Origin of the sequence: Pseudomonas sp. IPO3749, from assembly GCF_013386605.1 — a bacterium.
In the GTDB taxonomy this organism is placed as follows: Bacteria; Pseudomonadota; Gammaproteobacteria; order Pseudomonadales; family Pseudomonadaceae; genus Aquipseudomonas; species Aquipseudomonas azotoformans_A.
The window spans coordinates 41540-64264 of the sequence record NZ_JACARN010000037.1 but is presented as its reverse complement, the minus strand read 5'-3'; the positions used below and the strand labels follow the sequence as shown (position 1 = coordinate 64264).

20 protein-coding genes are annotated in these 22725 nt (G+C 60.5%); 4 read left to right on the top strand and 16 right to left on the bottom strand.

Annotated elements, in window-relative coordinates; translation table 11 throughout:
• Positions 1–190: 190 nt before the first annotated feature.
• The 11 genes from HX812_RS15450 to mtnA all read right to left on the bottom strand — a co-directional run bounded on the left by HX812_RS15450 (position 191) and on the right by mtnA (position 13519).
• Positions 191–433, bottom strand: coding sequence for a LapA family protein (locus HX812_RS15450; RefSeq protein ID WP_038844486.1), 243 nt, complete (start codon positions 431–433; stop codon positions 191–193).
• A gap of 24 nt (positions 434–457) precedes the next feature.
• Complete coding sequence (ihfB, locus tag HX812_RS15445) at positions 458–754, bottom strand: integration host factor subunit beta (RefSeq protein WP_003189779.1); 297 nt, start codon at positions 752–754, stop codon at positions 458–460.
• Between the two features lie 132 nt (positions 755–886).
• Complete coding sequence (locus HX812_RS15440) at positions 887–1171, bottom strand: lipoprotein (protein WP_038844484.1); 285 nt, start codon at positions 1169–1171, stop codon at positions 887–889.
• A gap of 163 nt (positions 1172–1334) precedes the next feature.
• A complete protein-coding gene (rpsA, locus tag HX812_RS15435; RefSeq protein WP_038844482.1) occupies positions 1335–3026 on the bottom strand; it encodes a 30S ribosomal protein S1 in 1692 nt (563 codons plus the stop codon).
• A gap of 120 nt (positions 3027–3146) precedes the next feature.
• The gene (gene cmk, locus HX812_RS15430) at positions 3147–3836 is read right to left on the bottom strand and encodes a (d)CMP kinase (RefSeq protein ID WP_038844480.1); all 690 of its coding nucleotides are present in this window, start codon (positions 3834–3836) and stop codon (positions 3147–3149) included.
• The gene (locus HX812_RS15425) at positions 3833–6043 is read right to left on the bottom strand and encodes a bifunctional prephenate dehydrogenase/3-phosphoshikimate 1-carboxyvinyltransferase (protein ID WP_038844478.1); all 2211 of its coding nucleotides are present in this window, start codon (positions 6041–6043) and stop codon (positions 3833–3835) included. The genes cmk and HX812_RS15425 overlap by 4 nt, the downstream gene beginning before the upstream one ends.
• Before the next feature lie 28 nt (positions 6044–6071).
• Positions 6072–7184 carry a histidinol-phosphate transaminase gene (hisC, locus tag HX812_RS15420; RefSeq protein ID WP_038844476.1) on the bottom strand — a complete coding sequence of 371 codons (1113 nt, stop codon included), beginning with the start codon at positions 7182–7184 and terminating at the stop codon, positions 6072–6074.
• A gap of 9 nt (positions 7185–7193) precedes the next feature.
• A complete protein-coding gene (pheA, locus tag HX812_RS15415) occupies positions 7194–8288 on the bottom strand; it encodes a prephenate dehydratase (protein ID WP_003172650.1) in 1095 nt (364 codons plus the stop codon).
• Entirely contained in the window at positions 8288–9373 is a 1086-nt protein-coding gene (gene serC, locus HX812_RS15410) for a 3-phosphoserine/phosphohydroxythreonine transaminase (RefSeq protein WP_016975319.1), read from the bottom strand. The genes pheA and serC overlap by 1 nt, the downstream gene beginning before the upstream one ends.
• Positions 9374–9484: 111 nt before the next feature.
• Positions 9485–12139: a DNA gyrase subunit A gene (gene gyrA / locus HX812_RS15405; RefSeq protein WP_005786294.1), complete on the bottom strand. Its 2655-nt coding sequence runs from the start codon at positions 12137–12139 to the stop codon at positions 9485–9487.
• Between the two features lie 303 nt (positions 12140–12442).
• Complete coding sequence (mtnA, locus tag HX812_RS15400; protein WP_038844472.1) at positions 12443–13519, bottom strand: S-methyl-5-thioribose-1-phosphate isomerase; 1077 nt, start codon at positions 13517–13519, stop codon at positions 12443–12445.
• 108 nt (positions 13520–13627) lie between these two features.
• Here mtnA and HX812_RS15395 point away from each other — a divergent pair, with 108 nt between their 5' ends.
• The 4 genes from HX812_RS15395 (at position 13628) to HX812_RS15380 (ending at position 17317) form a co-directional block, all read left to right on the top strand.
• Positions 13628–14959 carry a TRZ/ATZ family hydrolase gene (locus HX812_RS15395; RefSeq protein ID WP_038844471.1) on the top strand — a complete coding sequence of 444 codons (1332 nt, stop codon included), beginning with the start codon at positions 13628–13630 and terminating at the stop codon, positions 14957–14959.
• 64 nt (positions 14960–15023) lie between these two features.
• Positions 15024–15722, top strand: coding sequence for a bifunctional 2-polyprenyl-6-hydroxyphenol methylase/3-demethylubiquinol 3-O-methyltransferase UbiG (gene ubiG, locus HX812_RS15390; RefSeq protein WP_003189760.1), 699 nt, complete (start codon positions 15024–15026; stop codon positions 15720–15722).
• A 4-nt stretch (positions 15723–15726) separates the two neighbouring features.
• Positions 15727–16398: an N-acetylmuramic acid 6-phosphate phosphatase MupP gene (mupP, locus tag HX812_RS15385; protein WP_033902529.1), complete on the top strand. Its 672-nt coding sequence runs from the start codon at positions 15727–15729 to the stop codon at positions 16396–16398.
• A gap of 178 nt (positions 16399–16576) precedes the next feature.
• A complete protein-coding gene (locus HX812_RS15380) occupies positions 16577–17317 on the top strand; it encodes a YciK family oxidoreductase (protein ID WP_016975315.1) in 741 nt (246 codons plus the stop codon).
• A gap of 134 nt (positions 17318–17451) precedes the next feature.
• Here the strand turns inward: HX812_RS15380 and HX812_RS15375 are convergent, their stop codons facing one another.
• Genes HX812_RS15375 through HX812_RS15355 form a run of 5 tightly spaced genes read right to left on the bottom strand, consistent with a single transcriptional unit; the run spans position 17452 to position 22724 of the window.
• Positions 17452–18966: an ABC transporter substrate-binding protein gene (locus HX812_RS15375; RefSeq protein WP_038850386.1), complete on the bottom strand. Its 1515-nt coding sequence runs from the start codon at positions 18964–18966 to the stop codon at positions 17452–17454.
• A 35-nt stretch (positions 18967–19001) separates the two neighbouring features.
• Positions 19002–19973, bottom strand: coding sequence for an ABC transporter ATP-binding protein (locus HX812_RS15370; protein WP_038850385.1), 972 nt, complete (start codon positions 19971–19973; stop codon positions 19002–19004).
• Positions 19970–20926, bottom strand: a complete 957-nt coding sequence (locus HX812_RS15365; protein WP_025999657.1) for an ABC transporter ATP-binding protein — start codon at positions 20924–20926, stop codon at positions 19970–19972. The genes HX812_RS15370 and HX812_RS15365 overlap by 4 nt, the downstream gene beginning before the upstream one ends.
• A complete protein-coding gene (locus HX812_RS15360) occupies positions 20923–21780 on the bottom strand; it encodes an ABC transporter permease (RefSeq protein WP_038850384.1) in 858 nt (285 codons plus the stop codon). Before HX812_RS15360 ends, HX812_RS15365 begins: the two co-directional genes overlap by 4 nt.
• Positions 21777–22724, bottom strand: coding sequence for an ABC transporter permease (locus HX812_RS15355; RefSeq protein WP_038850383.1), 948 nt, complete (start codon positions 22722–22724; stop codon positions 21777–21779). The genes HX812_RS15360 and HX812_RS15355 overlap by 4 nt, the downstream gene beginning before the upstream one ends.
• Position 22725: the final 1 nt, after the last annotated feature.

Below are 22725 nucleotides of genomic sequence, written 5' to 3'. Positions count from 1 at the left end.
CATATAAGACATGCCCAAGTAAGGATAAAATAGATGGCTGCTCACAAGAACCGACTAACGCGCACGGCTCCCATAGCGTTGCTGCTCAGCCAAGCAGCCGCATCGCTACACAGCGCAACGACGGGAACCTATCTGATAGACGGGATAGAAACTTTACCAACTATTGCGGCAAATCACGCAACAGCAGGCTCTATATACGTGCTGTAGAAGCGGACGCGCGACGACGCTTAGACACCACCGCGCTCAAGAGCGGCCCAATGAGCATACCAACAATAAATGCCACAACCACAAATACCGAAACTGGCAGCTGACCTGTTGCAAAGCCGAAGAAAGACAAAGAGGCACCTTGCTGGTTCTCTAATACAAACGCCAAAACCACCAACGCAACCACCAGCACCATCAGCACCAGTACAACGCGCTTAACCCCACGCATAACCTTCTCCTACCCCAAAAACAGTCAGACGCCTTCTTCCTCTTCTTCGTTCACCCGATCACGCAACTCTTTACCCGGCTTGAAGTGAGGAACGAACTTGCCGTCAAGGCTGACGGACTGTCCAGTCTTCGGATTCCGCCCTACCCGCGGCGCGCGGTAGTGCAGCGAAAAACTGCCAAACCCCCGGATCTCGATCCGGTCCCCGGTTGCTAGACACTGGGACATTTGCTCAAGCATGGTCTTGATAGCCAGCTCGACATCCTTGGATGAGAGCAGCCCTTGATGGGTGACAATTCGTTCGATCAACTCCGACTTCGTCATATTTTTCCCTTCTTTTTCAAGCAGCTAGGAAAAGCGCTTCGAAGGTTTTAGCATGACTTGATGAATTTGAACAGCCCATGCATAAACTTATCTGCTGGTTGAATAAACACCCGTATCGCACGCGCTATACGCTCAATTGCAGATCACCAGCATCGTCCGCGTTACTGCGCCAGCAGGATTCCAGCCGAACAGGTAGTCGCCCTCCTCATCCTTGGCGTCACTGGACTTGGTGATGACCTTGTAGCCTTGCATCTTGCACTCTCGGGCGGCGCGCTTTTCGCACTTCTGCCAGTTGTTGCCCAGCCCTGAGCAATCGATCTCGATGCCGCTCACGCCGCGTTTGGCGTGGGTCTTGGCGCTGGTGGTGGAGCAGCCTGCAAGCATTACCACGGCGAGTATTACGATAAGCCTGTTCATTCAAATCCTTACTGAAGCTACAACAAGAGAACGCTTTTTTTCTTGAGACTATAGTCAGTTCTGACACTGAGCTGTACGCCTTGGTTCTAAGTTGTTGATTCAACGAATTTCAGGCACAAAAAAGGGCGACCGAAGTCGCCCTTTTTCTATGGTCTGACAGAACTTAGTTCTGTTTTTCCATTTGTGCACGCAACAGGTCGCCCAGAGTGGTAGGACCAGCAGCGATGCTATCCGAAGGCTTGTCTTTCAAGCTTTGGATGGCTTCTTTCTCTTCAGCATCGTCTTTCGACTTGATGGAGAGCTGGATTACACGGCTCTTGCGGTCAACGCTGATGATCTTGGCTTCTACTTCCTGGCCTTCTTTCAGAACGTTGCGCGCGTCTTCAACGCGGTCACGGCTGATTTCGGAGGCTTTCAGAGTCGCTTCGATATCGTCGGCCAGAGTGATGATGGCGCCTTTAGCGTCAACTTCTTTCACGATGCCTTTAACGATTGCGCCTTTGTCGTTGTCCTGAACGTATTCAGAGAACGGGTCGCTTTCCAGTTGCTTGATACCCAGGGAGATGCGCTCGCGCTCTGGGTCAACCGACAGGATAATGGTGTCCAGCTCGTCGCCCTTCTTGAAACGACGAACAGCTTCTTCGCCCACTTCGTTCCAGGAGATGTCGGACAGGTGAACCAGGCCGTCGATGCCGCCGTCCAGACCAATGAAGATACCGAAATCGGTGATCGACTTGATGGTGCCGGAGATTTTATCGCCCTTGTTGAACTGGCCAGAGAAATCTTCCCATGGGTTAGATTTGCACTGCTTGATGCCTAGGGAGATACGACGACGCTCTTCGTCGATGTCCAGAACCATAACTTCCACTTCGTCGCCGACTTGTACGACTTTCGAAGGGTGGATGTTTTTGTTGGTCCAGTCCATTTCGGAAACGTGTACCAGGCCTTCCACGCCTTCTTCCAGCTCAGCGAAGCAGCCGTAGTCGGTCAGGTTGGTAACACGCGCGGTTACGCGAGTGCTTTCTGGGTAACGGGCTTTGATAGCAACCCATGGATCTTCACCCAGTTGCTTCAGGCCCAGGGAAACACGGTTGCGCTCGCGATCGTATTTCAGAACCTTGACATCGATCTCGTCGCCAACGTTGACGATTTCGGAAGGATGCTTGATGCGCTTCCAAGCCATGTCGGTAATGTGCAGCAGGCCATCCACGCCACCCAGGTCGACGAATGCGCCGTAGTCGGTGAGGTTTTTGACGATACCTTTGACTTGTTGGCCTTCCTGCAGGGATTCCAGCAGAGCTTCACGCTCGGCGGAGTTCTCTGCTTCCAGGACGCTGCGACGGGAAACGACAACGTTGTTGCGCTTCTGGTCGAGTTTGATGACCTTGAATTCGAGTTCTTTGCCTTCCAGGTGCGTGGTGTCGCGCACAGGACGAACGTCGACCAAAGAACCTGGCAGGAACGCACGGATGCCGTTAACGTCGACAGTGAAGCCGCCTTTAACCTTACCGTTGATAACGCCCTTGACCACTTCTTCAGCTGCGAAGGCTGCTTCGAGAACAATCCAGCATTCAGCGCGCTTGGCTTTTTCACGGGACAGCTTGGTTTCACCGAAACCGTCTTCAACCGAGTCCAGAGCAACGTGAACTTCGTCACCGACATTGATTGTCAGATCACCAGCATCGTTGTAGAACTGTTCCAGCGGGATCAGAGCTTCAGACTTCAGACCAGCGTGAACGGTTACCCAGCGAGCTTGGTAATCGATATCAACGATAACACCGGTGATGATGGAGCCTGCCTGAAGGTTCAGGGTTTTTAGGCTTTCTTCAAAGAGTTCCGCAAAGCTTTCGCTCATTTTAATTCCTGTTGATAAGGGCGAAGAATACGCCCATCTCCACACCCCAGACGGTGTGGGTCAGTTTCAGTTAAAAGAAGCCACCGCAGGACTATGACTGGTCCCCTGCGGCCTTCTTGATCACCCGGCGATATCGCGAATGGCGATTTCACTCAAGATGCGTTCCAGCACCTGCTCGATGGACAACTCCGTGGAATCCAGCTGTATGGCATCAGCCGCCGGCTTGAGCGGGGCTACTGCGCGCTGGGTATCACGCTCATCGCGTGCACGGATCTCATCTAGCAGACTCGACAGACTAACACCATCGACTTTGCCCTTCAACTGCAAGTAGCGGCGGCGAGCCCGTTCCTCGGCGCTGGCGGTCAGGAAAATCTTCAGAGGCGCCTCGGGAAACACCACGGTGCCCATATCACGACCATCGGCCACCAGGCCCGGCGGCTCCTGAAAAGCCCGCTGACGCTGCAGCAGCGCATCACGCACGGCCGGCAACGCGGCAACCTGGGAAGCCCAGGAGCCGACCTGCTCGTTGCGCAGGTCATCGGTCACATCGTCCCCTTCGAGGATGATGCGCTGGGGATGACCTTCCGTCGCGCCGACAAACTGCACATCAAGGTGCGCCGCCAACAGTTTCAGGGATTCTTCGTTGGCCAGGTCGACGCCATGGTTGCGTGCGGCAAATGCCAGCAGGCGGTACAGCGCGCCGGAATCCAGCAGGCACCAGCCCAGGCGCTTGGCCAGGATGCCGGCGATCGTGCCTTTGCCCGAGCCGCTTGGCCCGTCGATGGTAATCACCGGTGCTTTGATATTCACAATTGAGCCTCTTGGGCAACACGGATGCCGACGTGGGCACACAGTGTAAGAAAATTCGGAAAAGACGTAGCAACATTGGCGCAGTCACGGATACGAATCGGCGCAGCCGCCCGTAGGGAAGCCACGCTGAAGGCCATGGCAATGCGGTGATCGCCATGGGCATGCACGTCGCCACCGCCCATCGGGCCACCCTCAATGATAATCCCATCAGGGGTCGGTTCACACTTCACGCCCAACGCCAGCAGACCGTCGGCCATGACCTGGATACGGTCGGACTCCTTTAAGCGCAGCTCTGAAGCGCCACGCAACACCGTTCGTCCCTCGGCACAGGCCGCCGCGACGAACAACACCGGAAACTCATCGATCGCCAACGGCACCAGCGCCTCGGGAATCTCGATACCCTTCAGCGGTGCCGCTCGTACGCGCAGATCCGCGACAGGCTCTCCACCCACCTCACGCCGGTTTTCCAGGGTGATATCCGCCCCCATCAGTCGCAGGATATCGATCACGCCGGTGCGCGTCGGATTGACACCCACATGCTCAAGCAGCAGCTCAGAACCTTCAGCAATAGAAGCCGCTACCAGGAAAAACGCTGAAGAGGAAATATCCCCCGGCACTTCTATATGGGCAGCCGTCAGCGCATGACCGGACTCCACCGACGCCGTCGCTCCCTCCACCGCCACCGGATAACCAAAGCCACGCAACATGCGCTCGGTATGGTCACGGGTCGGCGCAGGCTCGGTCACCGCGGTTTTACCTTCAGCGTACAACCCAGCCAACAACAGGCAGGATTTGACCTGGGCACTGGCCATCGGCATCGCATAAGCCAGGCCTTTCAACGACTGGCCACCGCGAATGTTCAGCGGCGGACGCCCTTCCGGCCCCGTCTCGATCACCGCTCCCATTTCCCGCAGCGGCTTGGCTACACGACTCATCGGGCGCTTGGACAAGGACGCATCGCCGGTCAGCACACTGTCAAAGCTCTGCGCCGCCAGCAACCCGGACAGCAAACGCATGGAAGTACCGGAGTTACCCAGGTAAATCGGCCCCGGCGCCGGCTTCAGGCCATGCAGCCCCACGCCATGAATGGTCACGCGCCCATGGTGCGGGCCTTCAATCACCACACCCATGTCGCGAAACGCCTGCAAGGTCGCCAGGGCATCTTCGCCCTCAAGGAAACCTTCGACCTCAGTCACACCCTCAGCCAACGAACCCAGCATGATCGACCGATGGGAGATCGACTTATCGCCCGGCACCCGAATGCTTCCGCTCAAGCGGCCACCCGGTTCGGCGAGGAAGGTCAACTCATCAGCGTTCACAGCGGTTTCCATGTAGGCGCGGCGCGCCAGGATCTTGCTGAAATGCTCACGCGCCACCCTCGCACGGGTGAACACGCCCAATAATTGATGGCCATCTCCAGCATCAACCGCGTCGCGCAAGGCGTCGAGGTCGCTACGGAAGGTGTCCAGGGTGCGCAACACCGCTTCGCGATTGGCGAGGAAGATGTCGTGCCACATCACCGGGTCGCTGCCGGCAATCCGCGTAAAATCACGGAAGCCACCGGCGGCGTAACGGAAAATCTCGAGGTTTTCGTTGCGCTTGGCCAGGGAGTCCACCAGGCCAAATGCGAGCAAGTGCGGCAGATGACTGGTCGCGGCCAGCACTTCGTCATGGCGCTCGACCTGCATATGCTCGACATCCGCGCCCAGCTCACGCCACAAACGATCCACCACCGCCAACGCAGCCGGATCGGTTTGCGCAAGCGGCGTCAGGATGACTTTATGGCGACGGAACAGCTGCGCATTGGACGCCTCCACCCCGCTCTGCTCGGAGCCGGCAATCGGATGGCCCGGTACGAAGCGCGGCGGCATGCCGCCAAAGGCCTGTTGCGCCGCGCGCACCACATTGCCTTTGGCACTGCCGACATCTGTCAGGATTGCCTGGCCCAGGTCCATGCCCGCCAGCACGGCGAGCAATTTCTCCATGGCCAGGATCGGGACGGCCAGCTGGATCACATCTGCGCCCTGGCACGCGAGCGCCAGGTCCGCCTCACAACGATCCACCACCCCCAACTCAACCGCCAACTTGCGCGATTGCGGATCCAGGTCCACACCGACCACTTCGCCACACAGCCCACTTTCACGCAGGCCTTTGGCGAAGGAGCCGCCGATCAACCCCAGACCGACCACCACCAGGCGACCGATCATAGGCACAACAGGTTGCAATGCAGTGACATCAACCACGGGCCAGAACCTTGGCCAGCGCCTCCAGGAAGCGGGCGTTTTCTGCTGGCAGGCCGATGGTGATACGCAGGTGGTTCGGCATGCCGTAGTTGGCGGTCGGACGCACGATCACGCCTTCGCGCAACAGCCCCTGGAACACCGGAGCAGCCTCTTGGCCGAGGTCGACACAAATGAAGTTACCCTTGGACGGGATCCAGCCCAGGCCCAGTTCACGGAAGCCTTCCTGCAGTTGCAGCATGCCGCTTTCGTTGATGCGACGGCCTTCTTCCAGGTACTCGGCATCCTTCACCGCCGCACACGCCGCCGCGAGGGCGAGGCTGTTGACGTTGAACGGCTGGCGTACACGGTTCAGCACATCGGCCACCACGGCGGTGGACAGGCCATAGCCGACCCGCAGCGACGCCAGGCCATACGCCTTGGAGAACGTACGCGAGACCAGCAGGTTCGGGTACGCCGCCAGGTAATCCAAGCCGTTCGGCAAATCACTGCCTTCGGCGTATTCGATGTAGGCCTCGTCCAGCACGACCAGCACGTGTTCCGGCACGTCTTGCAGGAAGTCGTTCAGCGCTTGCGCGTCGAACCAGGTGCCGGTCGGGTTGTTCGGGTTGGCGATAAACACCACGCGGGTCTGGGCGTCGATCGCCGCCAGCATGGCTGGCAGGTCGTGACCCCAATCCTTCGCAGGAACAACGCGCGCATCAGCACCGACCGCCTGGGTCACGATCGGATAGACCGCAAACGCGTGCTCACTGAAAACCGCGTTCAAGCCCGGCGCCAAGTATGCACGGCCAACCAGCTCAAGAATGTCGTTGGAGCCGTTGCCCAGGGTGACCTGGTTCAGCTCGACCCGGCATTTTTCCGCCAGCAGTGACTTGAGGGCAAAGCCGTTGCCATCGGGGTAGCGGGTCAGCTCAGCCAGTTCTTCACGAATCGCCGCCAACACTTTTGGGCTCGGGCCCAGCGGGTTTTCGTTACTGGCCAGCTTGACGATGTTCGCCGGGTCCAGGTTCAACTCACGCGCCAACTCGTCCACAGGCTTGCCCGGAACGTAAGGCGACAGTTGTTGCACGCCCGGCTGCGCCAGGGCGAGGAAGTTGCCACTCATGTTAAAGCCTCACAAAACCGCTTTCGGGTAAGAGCCCAGCACCTTGAGTGCCACGGCTTCCTGACTGATTTTCTCCAGCACACCTTTGACCAGTGGGTCGCGGTGGTGGCCGATGAAGTCGATAAAGAACACGTAAGTCCATTTACCGCTGCGCGAAGGACGAGTCTCGATGCGCGTCAGGTCAATCCCGTTATCGTGGAACGGCACCAGCAGCTCATGCAGCGCGCCGGGCTTGTTGCTCATGGAGACGATGATGGACGTCTTGTCGTCGCCCGTTGGCGGCACTTCCTGGCTGCCGATCATCAGGAAGCGCGTGGAGTTGTCCGGGCGATCCTCGATTTTCTCAGCCAGACGCGTCAGGCCATACAGGCCCGCTGCCATATCACCGGCGATGGCCGCCGAGTTCCACTCACCCTTGACGCGCTTGGCCGCCTCGGCATTGCTGGAGACCGCCACGCGCTCGACATTCGGGTAGTGCGCGTCCAGCCACTTGCGGCACTGGGCCAGGGACTGGGCGTGGGAGTAGATACGGCTGATGCTGTCGGTCTTGGTGTTCTCGCCCACCAACAGGTGGTGGTGGATGCGCAGCTCGACTTCGCCGCAGATCACCATGTCGTGCTCAAGGAAGCTGTCCAGCGTGTGGTTGACCGCGCCTTCGGTGGAGTTTTCCACCGGCACCACGCCAAAATTCACCGCACCGGCCGCCACTTCACGGAACACTTCGTCGATCGCCGCCATTGGCTTGCTGATCACCGCGTGGCCGAAGTGCTTCATGGCCGCCGCCTGGGTGAAGGTACCTTCGGGGCCGAGGTAAGCCACTTTCAGCGGCTGCTCCAGGGCCAGGCAAGAAGACATGATTTCACGGAACAACCGCGCCATCTCTTCATTACCCAGTGGGCCTTTGTTGCGCTCCATCACGCGCTTGAGCACCTGGGCTTCGCGCTCGGGCCGGTAGAACACCGGCACTTCGCCTTCGGCCAGGGACGCCATCTTCACCCGTGCCACTTCCTGGGCGCACCGCGCACGTTCACTGATCAGCTCCAGGACTTTCTCGTCCAGGCTGTCAATGCGTACGCGCAGGGCCTTGAGTTCTTGCTCAGACATTAGCCGTGTTCCTTTTCGAACTCTGCCATGTAGGCAACCAACGCGTTGATCGCGTGGATGTCGACGGCGTTGTAGATGGAGGCGCGCATGCCACCCACCGAGCGGTGGCCCTTGAGGTTGAGCAGGCCGCGCTCGTCGGCACCAGCCAGGAACGGCTTGTCCAGGCGGTCGTCAGCCAGGCGGAACGGTACGTTCATCCACGAGCGGTCGGTGAGGTTGATTGGGTTGCTGTACAGGCCGCTGGCGTCGATGAAGTCGTACAGGGTGCGCTTCTTCACTTCGTTGAGCTTGCCCATGGCGGCCACACCGCCCTGCTCTTTCAGCCACTCGAACACCAGGCCGGAGAGGTACCAGGCAAACGCCGGCGGCGTGTTGTACATCGAGCCGTTATCGGCCGCGACCTTGTAGTTGAGCATGGTCGGGCACAGCGAACGGGCGCGACCGAGCAGGTCTTCGCGGATGATGTTGACCAGGATGCCGCTCGGGCCGATGTTCTTCTGCGCGCCGGCGTAGATCATGCCGTACTTGGAGACATCGATAGGACGCGAAAGGATGTCCGAGGACATGTCGCACACCAGCGGCACGTCACCGACTTCCGGCACCCAGTCAAACTCCAGGCCGCCGATGGTTTCGTTCGCGACATAGTGCACGTAGGCAGCGTCCTTCGACAGCTTCCACTCGTTCTGACCGGGAATGGCGAAGTAGTCGTACGGCTTGGCGGTACCCGCGACATTCACGTGACCGTAACGGGAAGCCTCTTCAATGGCCTTCTGGCCCCAGATGCCCGTGTCGATATAGTCAGCCGTGCCGTCTTCCGGCAGCAGGTTCAGCGGGATCTGGGCGAACTGCTGGCTGGCGCCGCCCTGCAGGAACAGCACTTTGTAATTGGATGGGATGTCCAGCAAGTCGCGCAGGTCCTGCTCGGCCTTGGTGGCGATGGACACGAACTCATCGCTGCGATGGCTCATTTCCATCACGGAGAGGCCTTTTCCATGCCAGTCGAGGAGTTCACCCTGCGCACGCTGCAGGACTGCTTCAGGAAGCGCCGCGGGACCGGCACAGAAGTTATAGGCTCTCTTGCTCACATCCAATCTCACTCTGATCTGGTGGGGTGGTGCAATAAACGGGTGTTTCAATACTTTCAGAAGGGACAAACAACAAGGGGGCGAATCTTCATCCGCCCCCTGTGTGTCCGCTTATTCCTGCGGTTCTTCTTCGTCTGCGGCAGCGTCGAGGGTCGGCTCGTCGACGTTGTCATCGCCGGCTGCGATCACCTCGCCGTCAAACTCTTCACCTTCCAGCTCTTCGCCTTCGACTTCCGACGGCTCCTGGACACGCTCCAGGCCAACCAGTTTTTCGTCCTTGGCCAGCTTGATCAGGGTCACGCCCTGTGTGTTACGGCCCAGGCTCGACACTTCAGCCACACGGGTACGTACCAGGGTGCCCTGGTCGGAAATCAGCATGATTTCCTCGCCGTCGAGCACCTGCACCGCGCCGACCAGACGGCCGTTGCGGTCGTTGCTGACCATGGCAATCACGCCCTGGCCGCCACGCTTGTACTCCGGGAACTCGCTGATGGCCGTACGCTTGCCGTAACCACGCTCGGAAGCGGTGAGGATCTGGCTGCCTTCTTCCGGGATCAGCATCGAAATCAGCTTCTGCCCTTCCGGCAGGCGCATGCCGCGTACACCGCGGGCGGTACGGCCCATGGCACGAACGTCGGATTCCTTGAAGCGCGTGACCTTGCCGCCGTCGGAGAACAGCATGACTTCACGCTCGCCATCGGTAATGGCAGCGGAGATCAGTACGTCACCTTCGTCCAGCTCCAGGGCGATCAGGCCCACGCTGCGCTGACGGCTGAAGGATTCCAGCGGGGTCTTCTTCACAGTGCCTTTGGCGGTGGCCATGAAGATGAAGTGACCTTCGGTGTATTCCTCGACCGGCAGCATGGTGGTGATGTATTCATCACTGTCCAGCGGCAGCAGGTTGACCAGCGGACGACCACGAGCGGCACGGGACGCTTCCGGGATTTCGTAGGTTTTCAGCCAGTACACCTTGCCTTTGCTGGAGAACAGCAGCAGCGTGGTGTGGCTGTTGGCGACCAGCAGGTGAGCGATGTAGTCCTCATCCTTCACGCCGGTAGCCGATTTACCTTTACCGCCACGACGCTGGGCCTGGTACGCCGCCAATGGCTGGGTCTTGGCATAGCCACCGTGGGAGATGGTCACCACACGCTCTTCTTCCGGGATCATGTCACCCAGGGTCAGGTCGAGGCGGGCATCGAGGATCTCGGTGCGGCGCACGTCGCCATATTCGGCGCGGATCACTTCCAGTTCTTCGCGGATCACTTCCATCAGGCGCACGGCGCTGCTGAGGATGCGGATCAACTCGCCGATCTGGTTGAGGATCTCCTGGTACTCGGCCAGCAGCTTCTCGTGCTCCAGGCCGGTCAGGCGGTGCAGGCGCAGTTCCAGGATGGCCTGGGCCTGTTCCGGGGACAGGAAGTACTTGCCTTCGCGCAGGCCGTATTGCGGGTCCAGGGTCTCTGGACGGCACGAATCGGCGCCGGCACGCTCAACCATGGCCACCACGGCGCTGGATTCCCAAGGGGTGCTGATCAGCGCTTCCTTGGCTTCCGACGGGGTTGGCGAGGCCTTGATCAGGGCAATGACCGGGTCGATGTTCGACAGCGCAACCGCCTGGCCTTCCAGGATGTGGCCGCGTTCGCGGGCCTTGCGCAGTTCGAACACGGTACGGCGGGTCACTACTTCACGACGGTGACGAACGAAGGCTTCCAGCAGATCCTTGAGGTTCAGGATGCGCGGGCGGCCGTCGATCAGTGCAACCACGTTGATACCAAACACGCTTTGCAGCTGGGTCTGGGCGTAGAGGTTGTTGAGGATCACCTCAGGCACTTCGCCACGACGCAGCTCGATCACCACGCGCATACCGTCTTTGTCGGACTCGTCGCGCAGCTCGGTGATGCCTTCGAGCTTCTTCTCTTTAACCAGCTCGGCGATCTTCTCGATCAGACGCGCTTTGTTCAGCTGGTACGGGAGTTCAGTGATAACGATCTGCTGGCGGCCACCGACCTTGTCGATGTCTTCGATCATCGAGCGGGCGCGCATGTAAATGCGGCCGCGACCGGTGCGGTAGGCTTCGATGATGCCGGCGCGACCGTTGATGATCGCGGCGGTCGGGAAGTCCGGGCCGGGGATGTATTGCATCAGCTCATCGACGGTCAGCTCAGGGTTGTCGATGAGGGCCAGGCAACCGTCGATGACTTCACCGAGGTTGTGCGGCGGGATGTTGGTCGCCATGCCCACGGCGATACCGCTGGAACCGTTGACCAGCAGGTTGGGGATCTTGGTCGGCATGACGGCCGGGATCATTTCGGTGCCGTCGTAGTTCGGCACCCAGTCCACGGTTTCTTTATGCAGGTCGGCCAGCAGCTCGTGCGCCAGCTTGGTCATGCGCACTTCGGTGTATCGCATGGCCGCGGCGTTGTCGCCGTCGACCGAACCGAAGTTGCCCTGACCGTCTACCAACAGGTAGCGCAGGGAAAACGGCTGGGCCATCCGAACGATGGTGTCGTACACCGCAGTGTCGCCGTGGGGGTGATACTTACCGATCACGTCACCGACAACACGGGCAGATTTCTTGTACGGCTTGTTCCAGTCGTTACCCAGCTCGCTCATCGCGAACAGCACACGCCGGTGCACGGGCTTCAAGCCATCGCGCGCATCAGGCAGTGCCCGACCGACAATTACGCTCATCGCGTAGTCGAGGTAGGACTGTTTCAGCTCGTCTTCGATATTGACCGGGAGGATTTCTTTGGCCAGTTCGCCCATGAGAAGCCTGATTCCTTTTTCGGGTGAAACCTCGTCACATCCATATGGGACGAACGAAGCTCGCCGCTGCCGGCAGAGTGCCTGACAACGACTTACGACAAATCAACGAGTTATGACACGGATCTGCACGTTATAGGCCACCCCTCGGGGCAACCCTGGAAACCGCCGGATGTTATCACAATCGCCGCCACGCACCTATCCCCCTGATGCGCATGGAGCATAGTAAGTTGACGGATGACAGGCTTGAGGGCGACGAGAGGGGCTCAGAGCTGGATCCAAGCCCAATTTTGAAGACGAATTGGCTTAATGCAGGCGCTTACGGCACATCAACTTGGCCAGCTTGGCAGTGTCCGGCCGTTCGACCACGCCTTTTTCGGTCACGATCACGTCGATCAGGTCGGCCGGGGTCACGTCGAACACCGGGTTGTAGGCGCTCACATCCGCAGCAAAACGCTGGCCGGCGACTTCCAGCAACTCGCCGGTATCGCGCTCTTCCAGGGCGACGTCATCACCCGTGGCCATCATCAGGTCCAGGGTTGAACTCGGCGCCACCACCATGAAACGCACACCGTGGTGCATCGCACACACCGCCAATTGGTAGGTGCCGATCTTGCTGATCACATCGCCATTGGCAGCAATGCAATCGGCGCCGACGATCACCCAGGTCACGCCCTTGGTCTTGAGGATGTGCGCGCCTGCAGAATCGGCATTCACCGTCACCGGGATGCCCTCGCCCGCCAGCTCCCAGGCGGTCAGCCGCGAACCTTGCAGCCAAGGCCGGGTTTCATTGGCGTAGACCTGCTCGACCATGCCTTCCAGGTACGCCGCACGAATCACCCCGAGCGCCGTCCCCACGCCGCCGGTCGCCAGGGCGCCTGCGTTGCCGTGGGTGAGGATGGCCTGGGCATTGCCCTGGTGCTTGCGGATCAGCTCGACGCCCAGTTGGGCCATGGTGAGATTGGCTTCGCGATCACTTTCATGGATGGCGATGGCTTCTGCCTCCAGCACCGCCAGCGAATCGGCGTGCTTTTTGACGCGGTCCAGGCGGTCGCGCATGCGTTTCAACGCCCAGAACAAATTCGACGCGGTGGGTCGGGCATCGGCCAGCAGTGCGTAGTCTTCTTCCCACGCAGCCTGCCAGTCACCACCCTCGGCGATGCGCTCACGGGCGGCCAGCACCAGGCCATACGCGGCGCTGATACCAATGGCCGGCGCACCGCGCACCACCATCGAACGAATGGCGGCCGCCACGTCATCGACCGTCACGCAGGCCACCCAGTTTTCCCGGGACGGCAAGGCACGCTGATCGAGCAGGTACAGCGCGCCATCACGCCAATCGATGGCCTTCACTTTCTCCGCTGCCAACAGTCGATCGCGCATCCCTTACTCCGCACTCATAAACAAAGCCGCCGATTATAGCGATCCGCCAGCCAGGACGCTCGGGTATACTTCGTCCTTCTTTTATAGCTGCCTGGGAAGAAGCCTGCGATGACCGCCACTGCCGCCCCGCTCGACTTATTGTTGCTGCCAACCTGGCTGGTGCCTGTCGAACCGGCCGGAGTGGTGCTCAAGGAACACGGGCTGGGCATCCGCGACGGGTGCATCGCGTTTATCGGCCCACGGGCCGCAGCGTTGAAGCTTTCGTCCAACGAAGTGCGCGAACTGCCCGGCATGCTGCTCAGCCCCGGCTTGATCAACGCCCATGGGCATGCGGCGATGAGCCTGTTTCGCGGCCTGGCCGACGACCTGCCGCTGATGACCTGGCTGGAAAAACATATCTGGCCCGCCGAGGCCAAGTGGGTTGATGAAGCCTTCGTGCGCGACGGCACCGACCTGGCCATCGCCGAACAGCTCAAGGGCGGCATCACCTGTTTCTCCGACATGTACTTCTACCCCAAGGTCGCCAGTGACTGCGTGCACAACAGCGGCATGCGCGCGCAGATTGCGATCCCGATCCTGGACTTCCCGATCCCCGGCGCCAGCACCGCCGATGAAGCGATTCGCCAGGGCGTCGAGCTGTTCGGCGACCTCAAGCACCACCCACGCATCAAGATCACCTTCGGCCCGCACGCGCCCTACACCGTGTGCGACGACAACCTGGAGAAAATCCGCGTTATCGCCGAAGAGCTGGACGCCGCCATCCACATGCACGTTCACGAAACCGCCTTTGAAGTGCAGCAAGCCGTCGAGCAGACCGGCGAACGGCCATTAGCGCGCCTGGGTCGCCTCGGGCTGTTGGGGCCGCGCTTCCAGGCGGTTCATATGACCCAAATCAGCGAGGATGACCTGGCTTTGCTGGTAGAAAGCAACACCAGCATCATTCACTGCCCGGAATCGAACCTGAAACTGGCCAGCGGCTTCTGCCCGGTGGAGCGCCTGTGGCAGGCTGGCGTGAACGTTGCCATCGGCACCGATGGCGCCGCCAGCAACAATGACCTCGACCTGCTGGGTGAAACCCGTACCGCAGCGATGCTGGCCAAGGCCGTCGCCGGTTCGGCCACCGCGCTGGATGCCCATCGCGCCCTGCGCATGGCCACCCTCAACGGTGCACGGGCCATGGGCCTGGAAAGCGAGATTGGCTCGCTGGAGGTCGGCAAGGCGGCGGATATCGTCGCCTTCGATCTGTCGGGGCTGGCGCAACAACCGATCTACGATCCGGTCTCACAGCTTATATATGCCACCGGACGCGATTGCGTGAAACACCTTTGGGTCGCCGGCAAGCAGTTGCTCGACGACCGGCAATTGACCCGCATGGATGAACAACAGTTGACCGCCACGGCCATTGCCTGGGGCCAACGCATCAGCGGGCACAGCGAATAACGAAGGTTTTGAACCCCTGGGTTCAGGACTGACCCAACGATTTATCAGATTTAGAGGATTCACCATGAGCAACGTCGACCACGCCGAAATCGCCAAGTTCGAAGCCCTGGCTCACCGCTGGTGGGACCGCGAAAGCGAGTTCAAGCCACTGCACGACATCAACCCGCTGCGGGTCAACTGGATTGACGAGCGCGTCAACCTGGCCGGCAAAAAGGTGCTGGACGTGGGCTGCGGCGGCGGCATCCTCAGCGAAGCCATGGCCCAGCGCGGCGCCACCGTGATGGGCATCGACATGGGCGAAGCCCCGCTGGCCGTGGCCCAGTTGCATCAGCTGGAATCCGGCGTGAGCGTGGAATACCGCCAGATCACCGCCGAAGCCCTGGCCGAAGAGATGCCCGAGCAGTTTGACGTGGTCACCTGCCTGGAAATGCTCGAACACGTGCCGGACCCGTCCTCGGTGATCCGCGCGTGCTTCCGCATGGTCAAGCCGGGCGGCCAGGTGTTCTTCTCCACTATCAACCGCAACCCCAAGGCCTACCTGTTCGCGATCATCGGCGCCGAATACATCATGAAGCTGCTGCCGCGCGGCACCCATGACTTCAAGAAATTCATCCGCCCGTCCGAGCTGGGCGCCTGGAGCCGCCAGGCCGGGCTGACCGTCAAGGACATCATCGGCCTGACCTACAACCCGCTGACCAAGCACTACAAGCTGGCCAACGACGTTGACGTCAACTACATGATCCAGACCCTGCGCGAGGAGTGAGCCTGTGAAGTTGCGAGCGGTTCTCTTCGACATGGACGGTACCCTGCTGGATACCGCGCCGGACTTTATCGCCATCTGCCAGGCCATGCGCGCCGACCGCGACCTGGCGCCGATCAACCCCCAGCACATCCGCGATGAAATTTCCGGCGGTGCAAAGGCGATGGTGGCCGTGACCTTTTCCATGGACCCGGAATCCCCAGGCTTTGAGGAGCTGCGCCAGGAATTCCTCGAGCGCTACCTCAAAGGGTGCGCGGTCCACAGCAAACTGTTCGACGGCATGGCCGAGCTGCTGGAAGACATCGAGAAGTCCAAGCTGGTCTGGGGCGTGGTCACCAACAAACCCCTGCGTTTTGCCGAGCCGATCATGCAGCAACTGGGCCTGGCCGAGCGCTCGGCGCTGCTGATCTGCCCCGATCATGTGAAGAACAGCAAGCCGGACCCGGAGCCAATGATCCTGGCGTGCAAGATGCTCGACCTGGACCCGGCCAGCGTACTGTTCGTGGGCGATGACCTGCGCGATATCGAGTCCGGCCGCGACGCCGGCACCCGCACCGCAGCGGTCACCTACGGCTATATCCACCCGGACGACAACCCGCGCCACTGGGGCGCCGATGTGGTGGTGGATCACCCGCTGGAACTGCGCAAGGTGCTGGATAACGCACTGTGCAGTTGCTAATCAAGGCTACTTGCGGCTGATGCGCCTTTGTGGCGAGGGAGCTTGCTCCCGTTGGCCTGCGCAGCAGGCCTATCTTTTGGGGCCGCTTCGCGCCCCAGCGGGAGCAAGCTCCCTCGCCACAAAAGCCCTGGCTGCGATCAATCACATGGATTTTCTGTGAATTCTGTCGAGGTTGTTTATGTTTGATTACTCTGCACGTCCAGAACTGCTCAAAGGCCGGGTGATCCTGGTGACCGGCGCCGGTCGCGGGATAGGCGCCGCGGCGGCAAAAACCTACGCCGCCCACGGCGCCACCGTGCTGTTGCTGGGCAAGACCGAAGCCAACCTGGCCCAGGTGTATGACGAAATCGAAGCCGCGGGCCAGCCGCAACCGGTGGTGATCCCGTTCAACCTGGAGACCGCCCTGCCCCATCAATACGATGAGCTGGCCGCGATGATCGAAAAGGAATTCGGCCACCTCGACGGCCTGCTGCACAACGCCTCGATCATCGGCCCACGTACGCCGATCGAGCAGTTGTCCGGTGAGAATTTCATGCGGGTGATGCACGTGAACGTCAACGCGATGTTCATGCTGACCAGCACTTTGTTGCCGCTGCTCAAGCTGTCCCAGGATGCGTCGGTGGTGTTCACCTCCAGCAGCGTTGGGCGCAAGGGTCGGGCTTACTGGGGCGCCTATGGCGTGTCGAAGTTTGCGACTGAGGGCTTGATGCAAACCCTGGCCGATGAGCTTGAGGATGTGGCCGCGGTACGCTCCAACAGCATCAACCCAGGTGGCACGCGCACCAGCATGCGCGCCCAGGCGTATCCGGGGGAAAACCCGATGGAGCGGCCTGCTCCGGAAGAGATCATGCCGGTGTACCTGTACCTGATGGGGCCGGACAGTGCCGGCATCAACGGCCAGGCGTTTGACGCGCAATAACAGGTACGCAAGAGAACTAAATGTGGGAGCGGGCTTGCTCGCGAAAGCGGAGTGTCAGTCAAAAAATTACTGACTGATGTACCGCTTTCGCGAGCAAGCCCGCTCCCACAGTTGTATGCAGTGCTCTCTGGATCTTAGTTTTTCACCACTTCCTCAAGGGTGAAACGCCCCAGCGGGTTTTGCAGGAAGTTGCTCACATTCTTGCGTGAGATGTTGATGTACGGGCTGTAGTACAAGTCGATCCAGTTCACGTCCTGTTTCGCCAGTTTCTGCAACTCGACATACATCTGCTCGCGCTTGACCGGGTCCGCCTCGATGCGCGCCTGTGCCACCAGCGCCTTGACCTTGTCGTTCTTGTAGCGGGTCATGTAGTTCTGGTTGGTGTCGTGGCCCAGCACGAAGGTGGTCTTCTGGTCCGGGTCAAGGATGTCGTTGGTCCAGTACATCACCGAAATGTCGTACTCACCGTCCACCAGCATCTGCCAGCTCTGGGTCGGGTCGACCTTTTGCAGGTTGGCGGTCACACCGACCTTGGCCAGTTGGTCCTTGATGATCACCGCAATCTGCTCGTCGGCTTCGTTGCCGGCGTTGACCACGTAGTTGAGCTTCAAGTCCTTGGCACCGGCCTGCTCCAGCAACTTCTTGGCGGCGGTCGGATCGTACGGGCGTTGCAGGTTGTTGGCGTAGTGGTAGAGCGAGCCCTTTGGAATGTAGGAATAAGCCACGGTGCCTTGACCGTAAGTGGCGGTCTTCACCAGCGATTGTTTGTCGATGGCCATGTCCAGCGCCTGACGCACCTCCGGCTTGGCCAGCAGGCCGTGCTCGTGGTTGATCAGCAGGTGATCCTCACGGGTGGACGGGTCGGCGTGGATCACCACGTTCTTGTCTTTCTTCAGCTCTTCGACCCGCGAGAAGGGTACAAAGATCGCCGTGTCCAACTCGTTGTTCTGCACCATGCGCATGCGCGTGTTGTCGTCGGTCACGGAGACCCACTCCACGCCATCCAGGCTGACGTTCTTGGCCTGCCAGAAGTTCGGGTTCTTCTTGAGGATCACTCGATCCCCCTTGCGCCACTCGTCCACGGTAAACGCGCCGGAGGTCACCGGGTTTTCCGAGTAGGCGTCTTCGCCCATTTTGGTCATGGCTTTTTCCGACAGGATCGACACCGTTGGCGACGCCAATTGCGAGAGGAAGGCTACCGCCGGCGTCTTCAGGGTGACCACCAGGGTTTTCGGATCAGCCGCCTTGGCCGTGTTGATCAAGTTGAACGGATCGGCCCACAGCGAGGCCTTGTTGTCGCGGATGCGCAGCAGGCTGAACGCGGCGTCGTCAGCGGTGATCGCCGAGCCGTCGGAGAACTTCGCATCACGCAGTTTGAAGGTGTAGGTCAGGCCATCCTTGGAAATGTCCCAGCTTTCGGCCAGGCCCGGTTCCATCTTGGTGCCCAGGTTGTCGACGCGTACCAGGGTGTCGTAGACGTTGGCGAATACCCAAGTGTCGCGGTTTTGTGCGCTTTTGATCGGGTCGAACGTGGTGCTGTCTTCACGGCAGCCGATGGTCAGGACGCCGGCGGCGTGGGCCAGCCCGGCAGTGAGGGACCATGCGGTCAATGTAGCGGCGGCGAGCAACTTCAAGTGGCGCGATTGCATGTCATAACTCCTTGTTCATGAATGGCAGGGAAGGGTCAAAGCAAAGGTTCTTCAAGCACGCAACTGTACCGATGCTCGTGCAGGAAATGCGTCGGCGGCAACACCACGGAACACAAGGCTCGGGCATGCCGGCAACGCGGGTGGAAGGCGCAGCCTGTAGGCAAATTCAGCGGACTCGGCGGTTCACCCGGCAAGGGTTCGGCAGGCAATGGCCGATGGGGATCGATCTCGGGAATCGCCTGGATCAACGCCGCCGTATACGGGTGACGTGGCGCGGTAAAGACCGCCTCCACTGGGCCCTCCTCGACGATCTTGCCCAGGTACATCACCGCCACGCGGTCGCACAAACGACGGACGATGGCCAGGTCATGGGCGATGAACAGGATCGCCAGGTTCATGCGCTGTTGCAGTTCCAGCAACAGGTTGATGATCTGGCCCTGGATCGACACATCCAGCGCCGCCACACACTCATCAGCGATGATCAGCCGTGGCTCCACCGCCAGTGCCCGGGCAATGCCGACGCGCTGGCATTGCCCACCACTGAGTGAGCCGGGTTTGCGGCTGGCCAGTTCGGGGCGCAGGCCGACCAGGTCAAGCAGTTCATTCACGCGCGCCGGAACCTGCTCCGGCGCGACTTTGCGCTGCACCCGCAACACTTCGGCAATCGTCTCGCCGATGGTGTGGCGCGGATTCAGCGCGGCATACGGGTCCTGGAAGATCATTGCGGTTTCATGGCGCAGACGAGTGATGTCGATGGCGCTACCGTGAGCCATGTCGATGCCATCAAACAACACCTGCCCGGCGCTGATCGGATTGAGGTGCAGGATGGCGCGACCCAGGGTGCTTTTGCCGCTGCCAGACTCACCGACCAACCCCAGGGTTTCACCCGCCGCCAGGTCTAGCGACACGCCGTTCACCGCCCTCACCCACTGTTTGTTCAAACCAAACAAACCGGTGCCGGATGCGCCAAACTTCACCTCAAGGTCCTTGATCTGCAACAGGCTCATGGGTGCACTCCCAAGGGGTAATGACAGGCGACTCGCGCGCCTTCCGGCAACACCTCGGTGCACAAGGCGCCGACCTGTGGGCAACGCGGGTTGAAGCGGCAGCCGGCGGGCAATGCGTCCAGCAACGGAGGCTGCCCAGGGATCGTGCGCAGCAACGCGTGGCCACTGCTGTGGGCGGGCTGGCAATCAATCAAGCCTGCGGTGTAAGGATGTTGCGGATGCGCCAGCAAATCATATTTGCTGCCGTGCTCACACAGGCGCCCGGCGTACATCACGGCGATGGCGTCGCAGGTTTGCGCGACCACGCCGAGGTCGTGGGTAATCATGATGATCGACAAACCGCGCTGGTCGCGCAATTCCAGCAACAGCCGCAGGATCTGCGCCTGCACCGTTACATCCAGGGCCGTGGTGGGTTCGTCGGCGATCAGCACTTTCGGGTTGCAGCCCAGGGCCACGGCGATCATCGCGCGCTGGCGCATGCCACCGGAAAACTCGTGGGGGTAGTTATCGACCCGCGCCTGGGGATCGGGGATGCCCACCTGGCGCAGCACGTCAATGGCTTGCAGCCGTGCGTCTTTTTTCGAGGCGCCTTGGTGCAGGCGAATGCCCTCGGCAATCTGCTCACCGATGCGCATCAAAGGGTCGAGGTGGCTGCTGGGGTTCTGGAAAATCATGCCCAACTGACCGCCGCGCACGGCACGCATGCCGGCGTCATCCAGTGACAATAGATCCTGGCCGGCCAGCCTTACGGCACCGCCTTGCACCCGCAGATTGGGGGAAGGCAATAAACGCATCAGGCCGCGACAGGCCATGGTTTTGCCCGAGCCGCTTTCCCCGACCAGGCCGAGGATCTCGCCCTCGGCCAGATCGAAGGACACGCGATCCACCAAGGTCACATCCCGCCCGGCGTTGTTGGCGATCACACTGAGGTCGCGCACTTGCAACAGGCTCATGAGCGATCCCCCAGCACTTGCGCCACGCCATCAGCGAGCAGGCTAAAACCCATGGCCAGTGTCACGATGGCCAGGCCCGGAAAGGTGCAGATCCACCAAGCGGTGGTGATGAAGGCCTGCCCTTCGGCCACCATCGTGCCCCATTCGGCGGTCGGCGGTTGCACGCCCAGGCCCAGGTAGCTCACGGCAGCACCATTGAGTAGCACCAACACCGCGTCCGACATGGAAAACACGATGGAGCCGAACATCGCATTGGGCAGCAGGTGCCGGAACAGAATCCGCCCATGGCCAAAGCCCAGGCTCTTGGCGGCCAGGGCAAAGTCGCTTTCCTTGAGCACCAGGATCTGCGAGCGGATCAGCCGCGCATACGACACCCAGCCCACCAGCGCCATGGCGATATAGAAACTCTTCAAGCCCGGACCGAGGATGGCCATGATCGCCAACATCAACACCAGGAACGGAAATGCCAGGATCACATCGATCACACGCATGCAGACACTGTCAAAACGCCCGCCGATGTAACCGGAGACTGCGCCAATGAAGGTGCCGATCATGAACGGGAAGATCACTCCGACGATGGCCAGTTGCAGGTCAATACGTGCGCCCCAGATCACCCTGGAGAGGATGTCCCGACCATAGTTATCCGTACCAAACGGATGAGCCAGGCTAGGTCCGAGCAAACTGAAATCCGTGTTCTGCGCAATCGGGTCGTAGGGTGCGATCCACGGTGCAAACACCGCAAGCACCAGCCACGCCAGCAGAATCAGCAAGCCCCACGCCGCCGTCAGCCGGCCATTGCGAAAGCCAAAGCGCAGGCGCAAGCGCCAAGGGGCAATCAACGGGCGGCTGCTCATTGCATCTTCACCCGTGGGTCAAGGGCCACCGTCGCTACGTCAGCGATGAAGTTGACGATCACTGTCGCGCAGGCCAGCACCATGGCCACGCCCTGCACCACCATGTAATCGCGGGTAAAGATCCCACGCACCAGCAATTGGCCGATGCCGGGGATGGCGAACAGGCTTTCGATCACCACCGTGCCACTGATCAGCCAGCCGATATTGACCGCCAGCAGGTTGACCGCCGGCACCAGGGAATTGGGCAACACATGGCGACGAAACACCGCAGCTTCCGACAATCCACGTGCCCGGGCGGCGGTCACATGGTCGGCCTGCAATTCCATCAACATGCTCGCCCGCAGGTTGCGCACCAGCACCGCCGACAGCGCCAGGGCAATCGTCAGGCAGGGCAAAACCATGTGGTGCGCCTTGTCCAGCCAGGTGCGGCCATAGCCCGACACCGGAAACAAACCCCACTGCACACTCAGCAACAGGATCAACATCAACCCCAGCCAGAACGCCGGCATACCCAGGCCGACGGTGGTGAACACACGGATCAGGTTATCTACCCAGCCGCCTTTATTGCGCGCAGCCAAGGTTGCCATCGGCACCGCGATCAACAGCGCCAGCAGCACACTGCCGAGCACCAGCACCAGCGTAGGTTCGATGCGCGTGACGATCAGCTTGAGGGCGTCGACCTTGTACAGCAGCGATTGGCCGAGGTCGCCCTTGAGCAGGTTCTTCAGAAAGTAGAAATATTGCAGCCACAACGGCTGGTCGAGGCCGTACTGGGCGCGGATCTTCAGCAAGGCGTCCGGTGTGCTGCGCGAGCCCAGCAGCGCACGCGCCGGATCGCCGGGAATCGAGCGCACCAACACAAAGGTGATCAGGCTGATGCCAAACAGCACCGGCAGCAATTGCAGCGGCCGGGACAGCACAAAACGATAGCGCGCCAGGTTCATC

Coding starts and splice junctions, on each gene's coding strand:
- HX812_RS15450 (WP_038844486.1), bottom strand. CDS start 433: ATGCGTGGGGTTAAGCGCGTTGTACTGGTGCTGATGGTGCTGGTGGTT.
- ihfB (WP_003189779.1), bottom strand. CDS start 754: ATGACGAAGTCGGAGTTGATCGAACGAATTGTCACCCATCAAGGGCTG.
- HX812_RS15440 (WP_038844484.1), bottom strand. CDS start 1,171: ATGAACAGGCTTATCGTAATACTCGCCGTGGTAATGCTTGCAGGCTGC.
- rpsA (WP_038844482.1), bottom strand. CDS start 3,026: ATGAGCGAAAGCTTTGCGGAACTCTTTGAAGAAAGCCTAAAAACCCTG.
- HX812_RS15425 (WP_038844478.1), bottom strand. CDS start 6,043: ATGATCGGTCGCCTGGTGGTGGTCGGTCTGGGGTTGATCGGCGGCTCC.
- hisC (WP_038844476.1), bottom strand. CDS start 7,184: ATGAGTGGCAACTTCCTCGCCCTGGCGCAGCCGGGCGTGCAACAACTG.
- pheA (WP_003172650.1), bottom strand. CDS start 8,288: ATGTCTGAGCAAGAACTCAAGGCCCTGCGCGTACGCATTGACAGCCTG.
- gyrA (WP_005786294.1), bottom strand. CDS start 12,139: ATGGGCGAACTGGCCAAAGAAATCCTCCCGGTCAATATCGAAGACGAG.
- mtnA (WP_038844472.1), bottom strand. CDS start 13,519: ATGCGCGATCGACTGTTGGCAGCGGAGAAAGTGAAGGCCATCGATTGG.
- HX812_RS15395 (WP_038844471.1), top strand. CDS start 13,628: ATGACCGCCACTGCCGCCCCGCTCGACTTATTGTTGCTGCCAACCTGG.
- ubiG (WP_003189760.1), top strand. CDS start 15,024: ATGAGCAACGTCGACCACGCCGAAATCGCCAAGTTCGAAGCCCTGGCT.
- HX812_RS15380 (WP_016975315.1), top strand. CDS start 16,577: ATGTTTGATTACTCTGCACGTCCAGAACTGCTCAAAGGCCGGGTGATC.
- HX812_RS15375 (WP_038850386.1), bottom strand. CDS start 18,966: ATGCAATCGCGCCACTTGAAGTTGCTCGCCGCCGCTACATTGACCGCA.
- HX812_RS15370 (WP_038850385.1), bottom strand. CDS start 19,973: ATGAGCCTGTTGCAGATCAAGGACCTTGAGGTGAAGTTTGGCGCATCC.
- HX812_RS15365 (WP_025999657.1), bottom strand. CDS start 20,926: ATGAGCCTGTTGCAAGTGCGCGACCTCAGTGTGATCGCCAACAACGCC.
- HX812_RS15360 (WP_038850384.1), bottom strand. CDS start 21,780: ATGAGCAGCCGCCCGTTGATTGCCCCTTGGCGCTTGCGCCTGCGCTTT.
- HX812_RS15355 (WP_038850383.1), bottom strand. CDS start 22,724: ATGAACCTGGCGCGCTATCGTTTTGTGCTGTCCCGGCCGCTGCAATTG.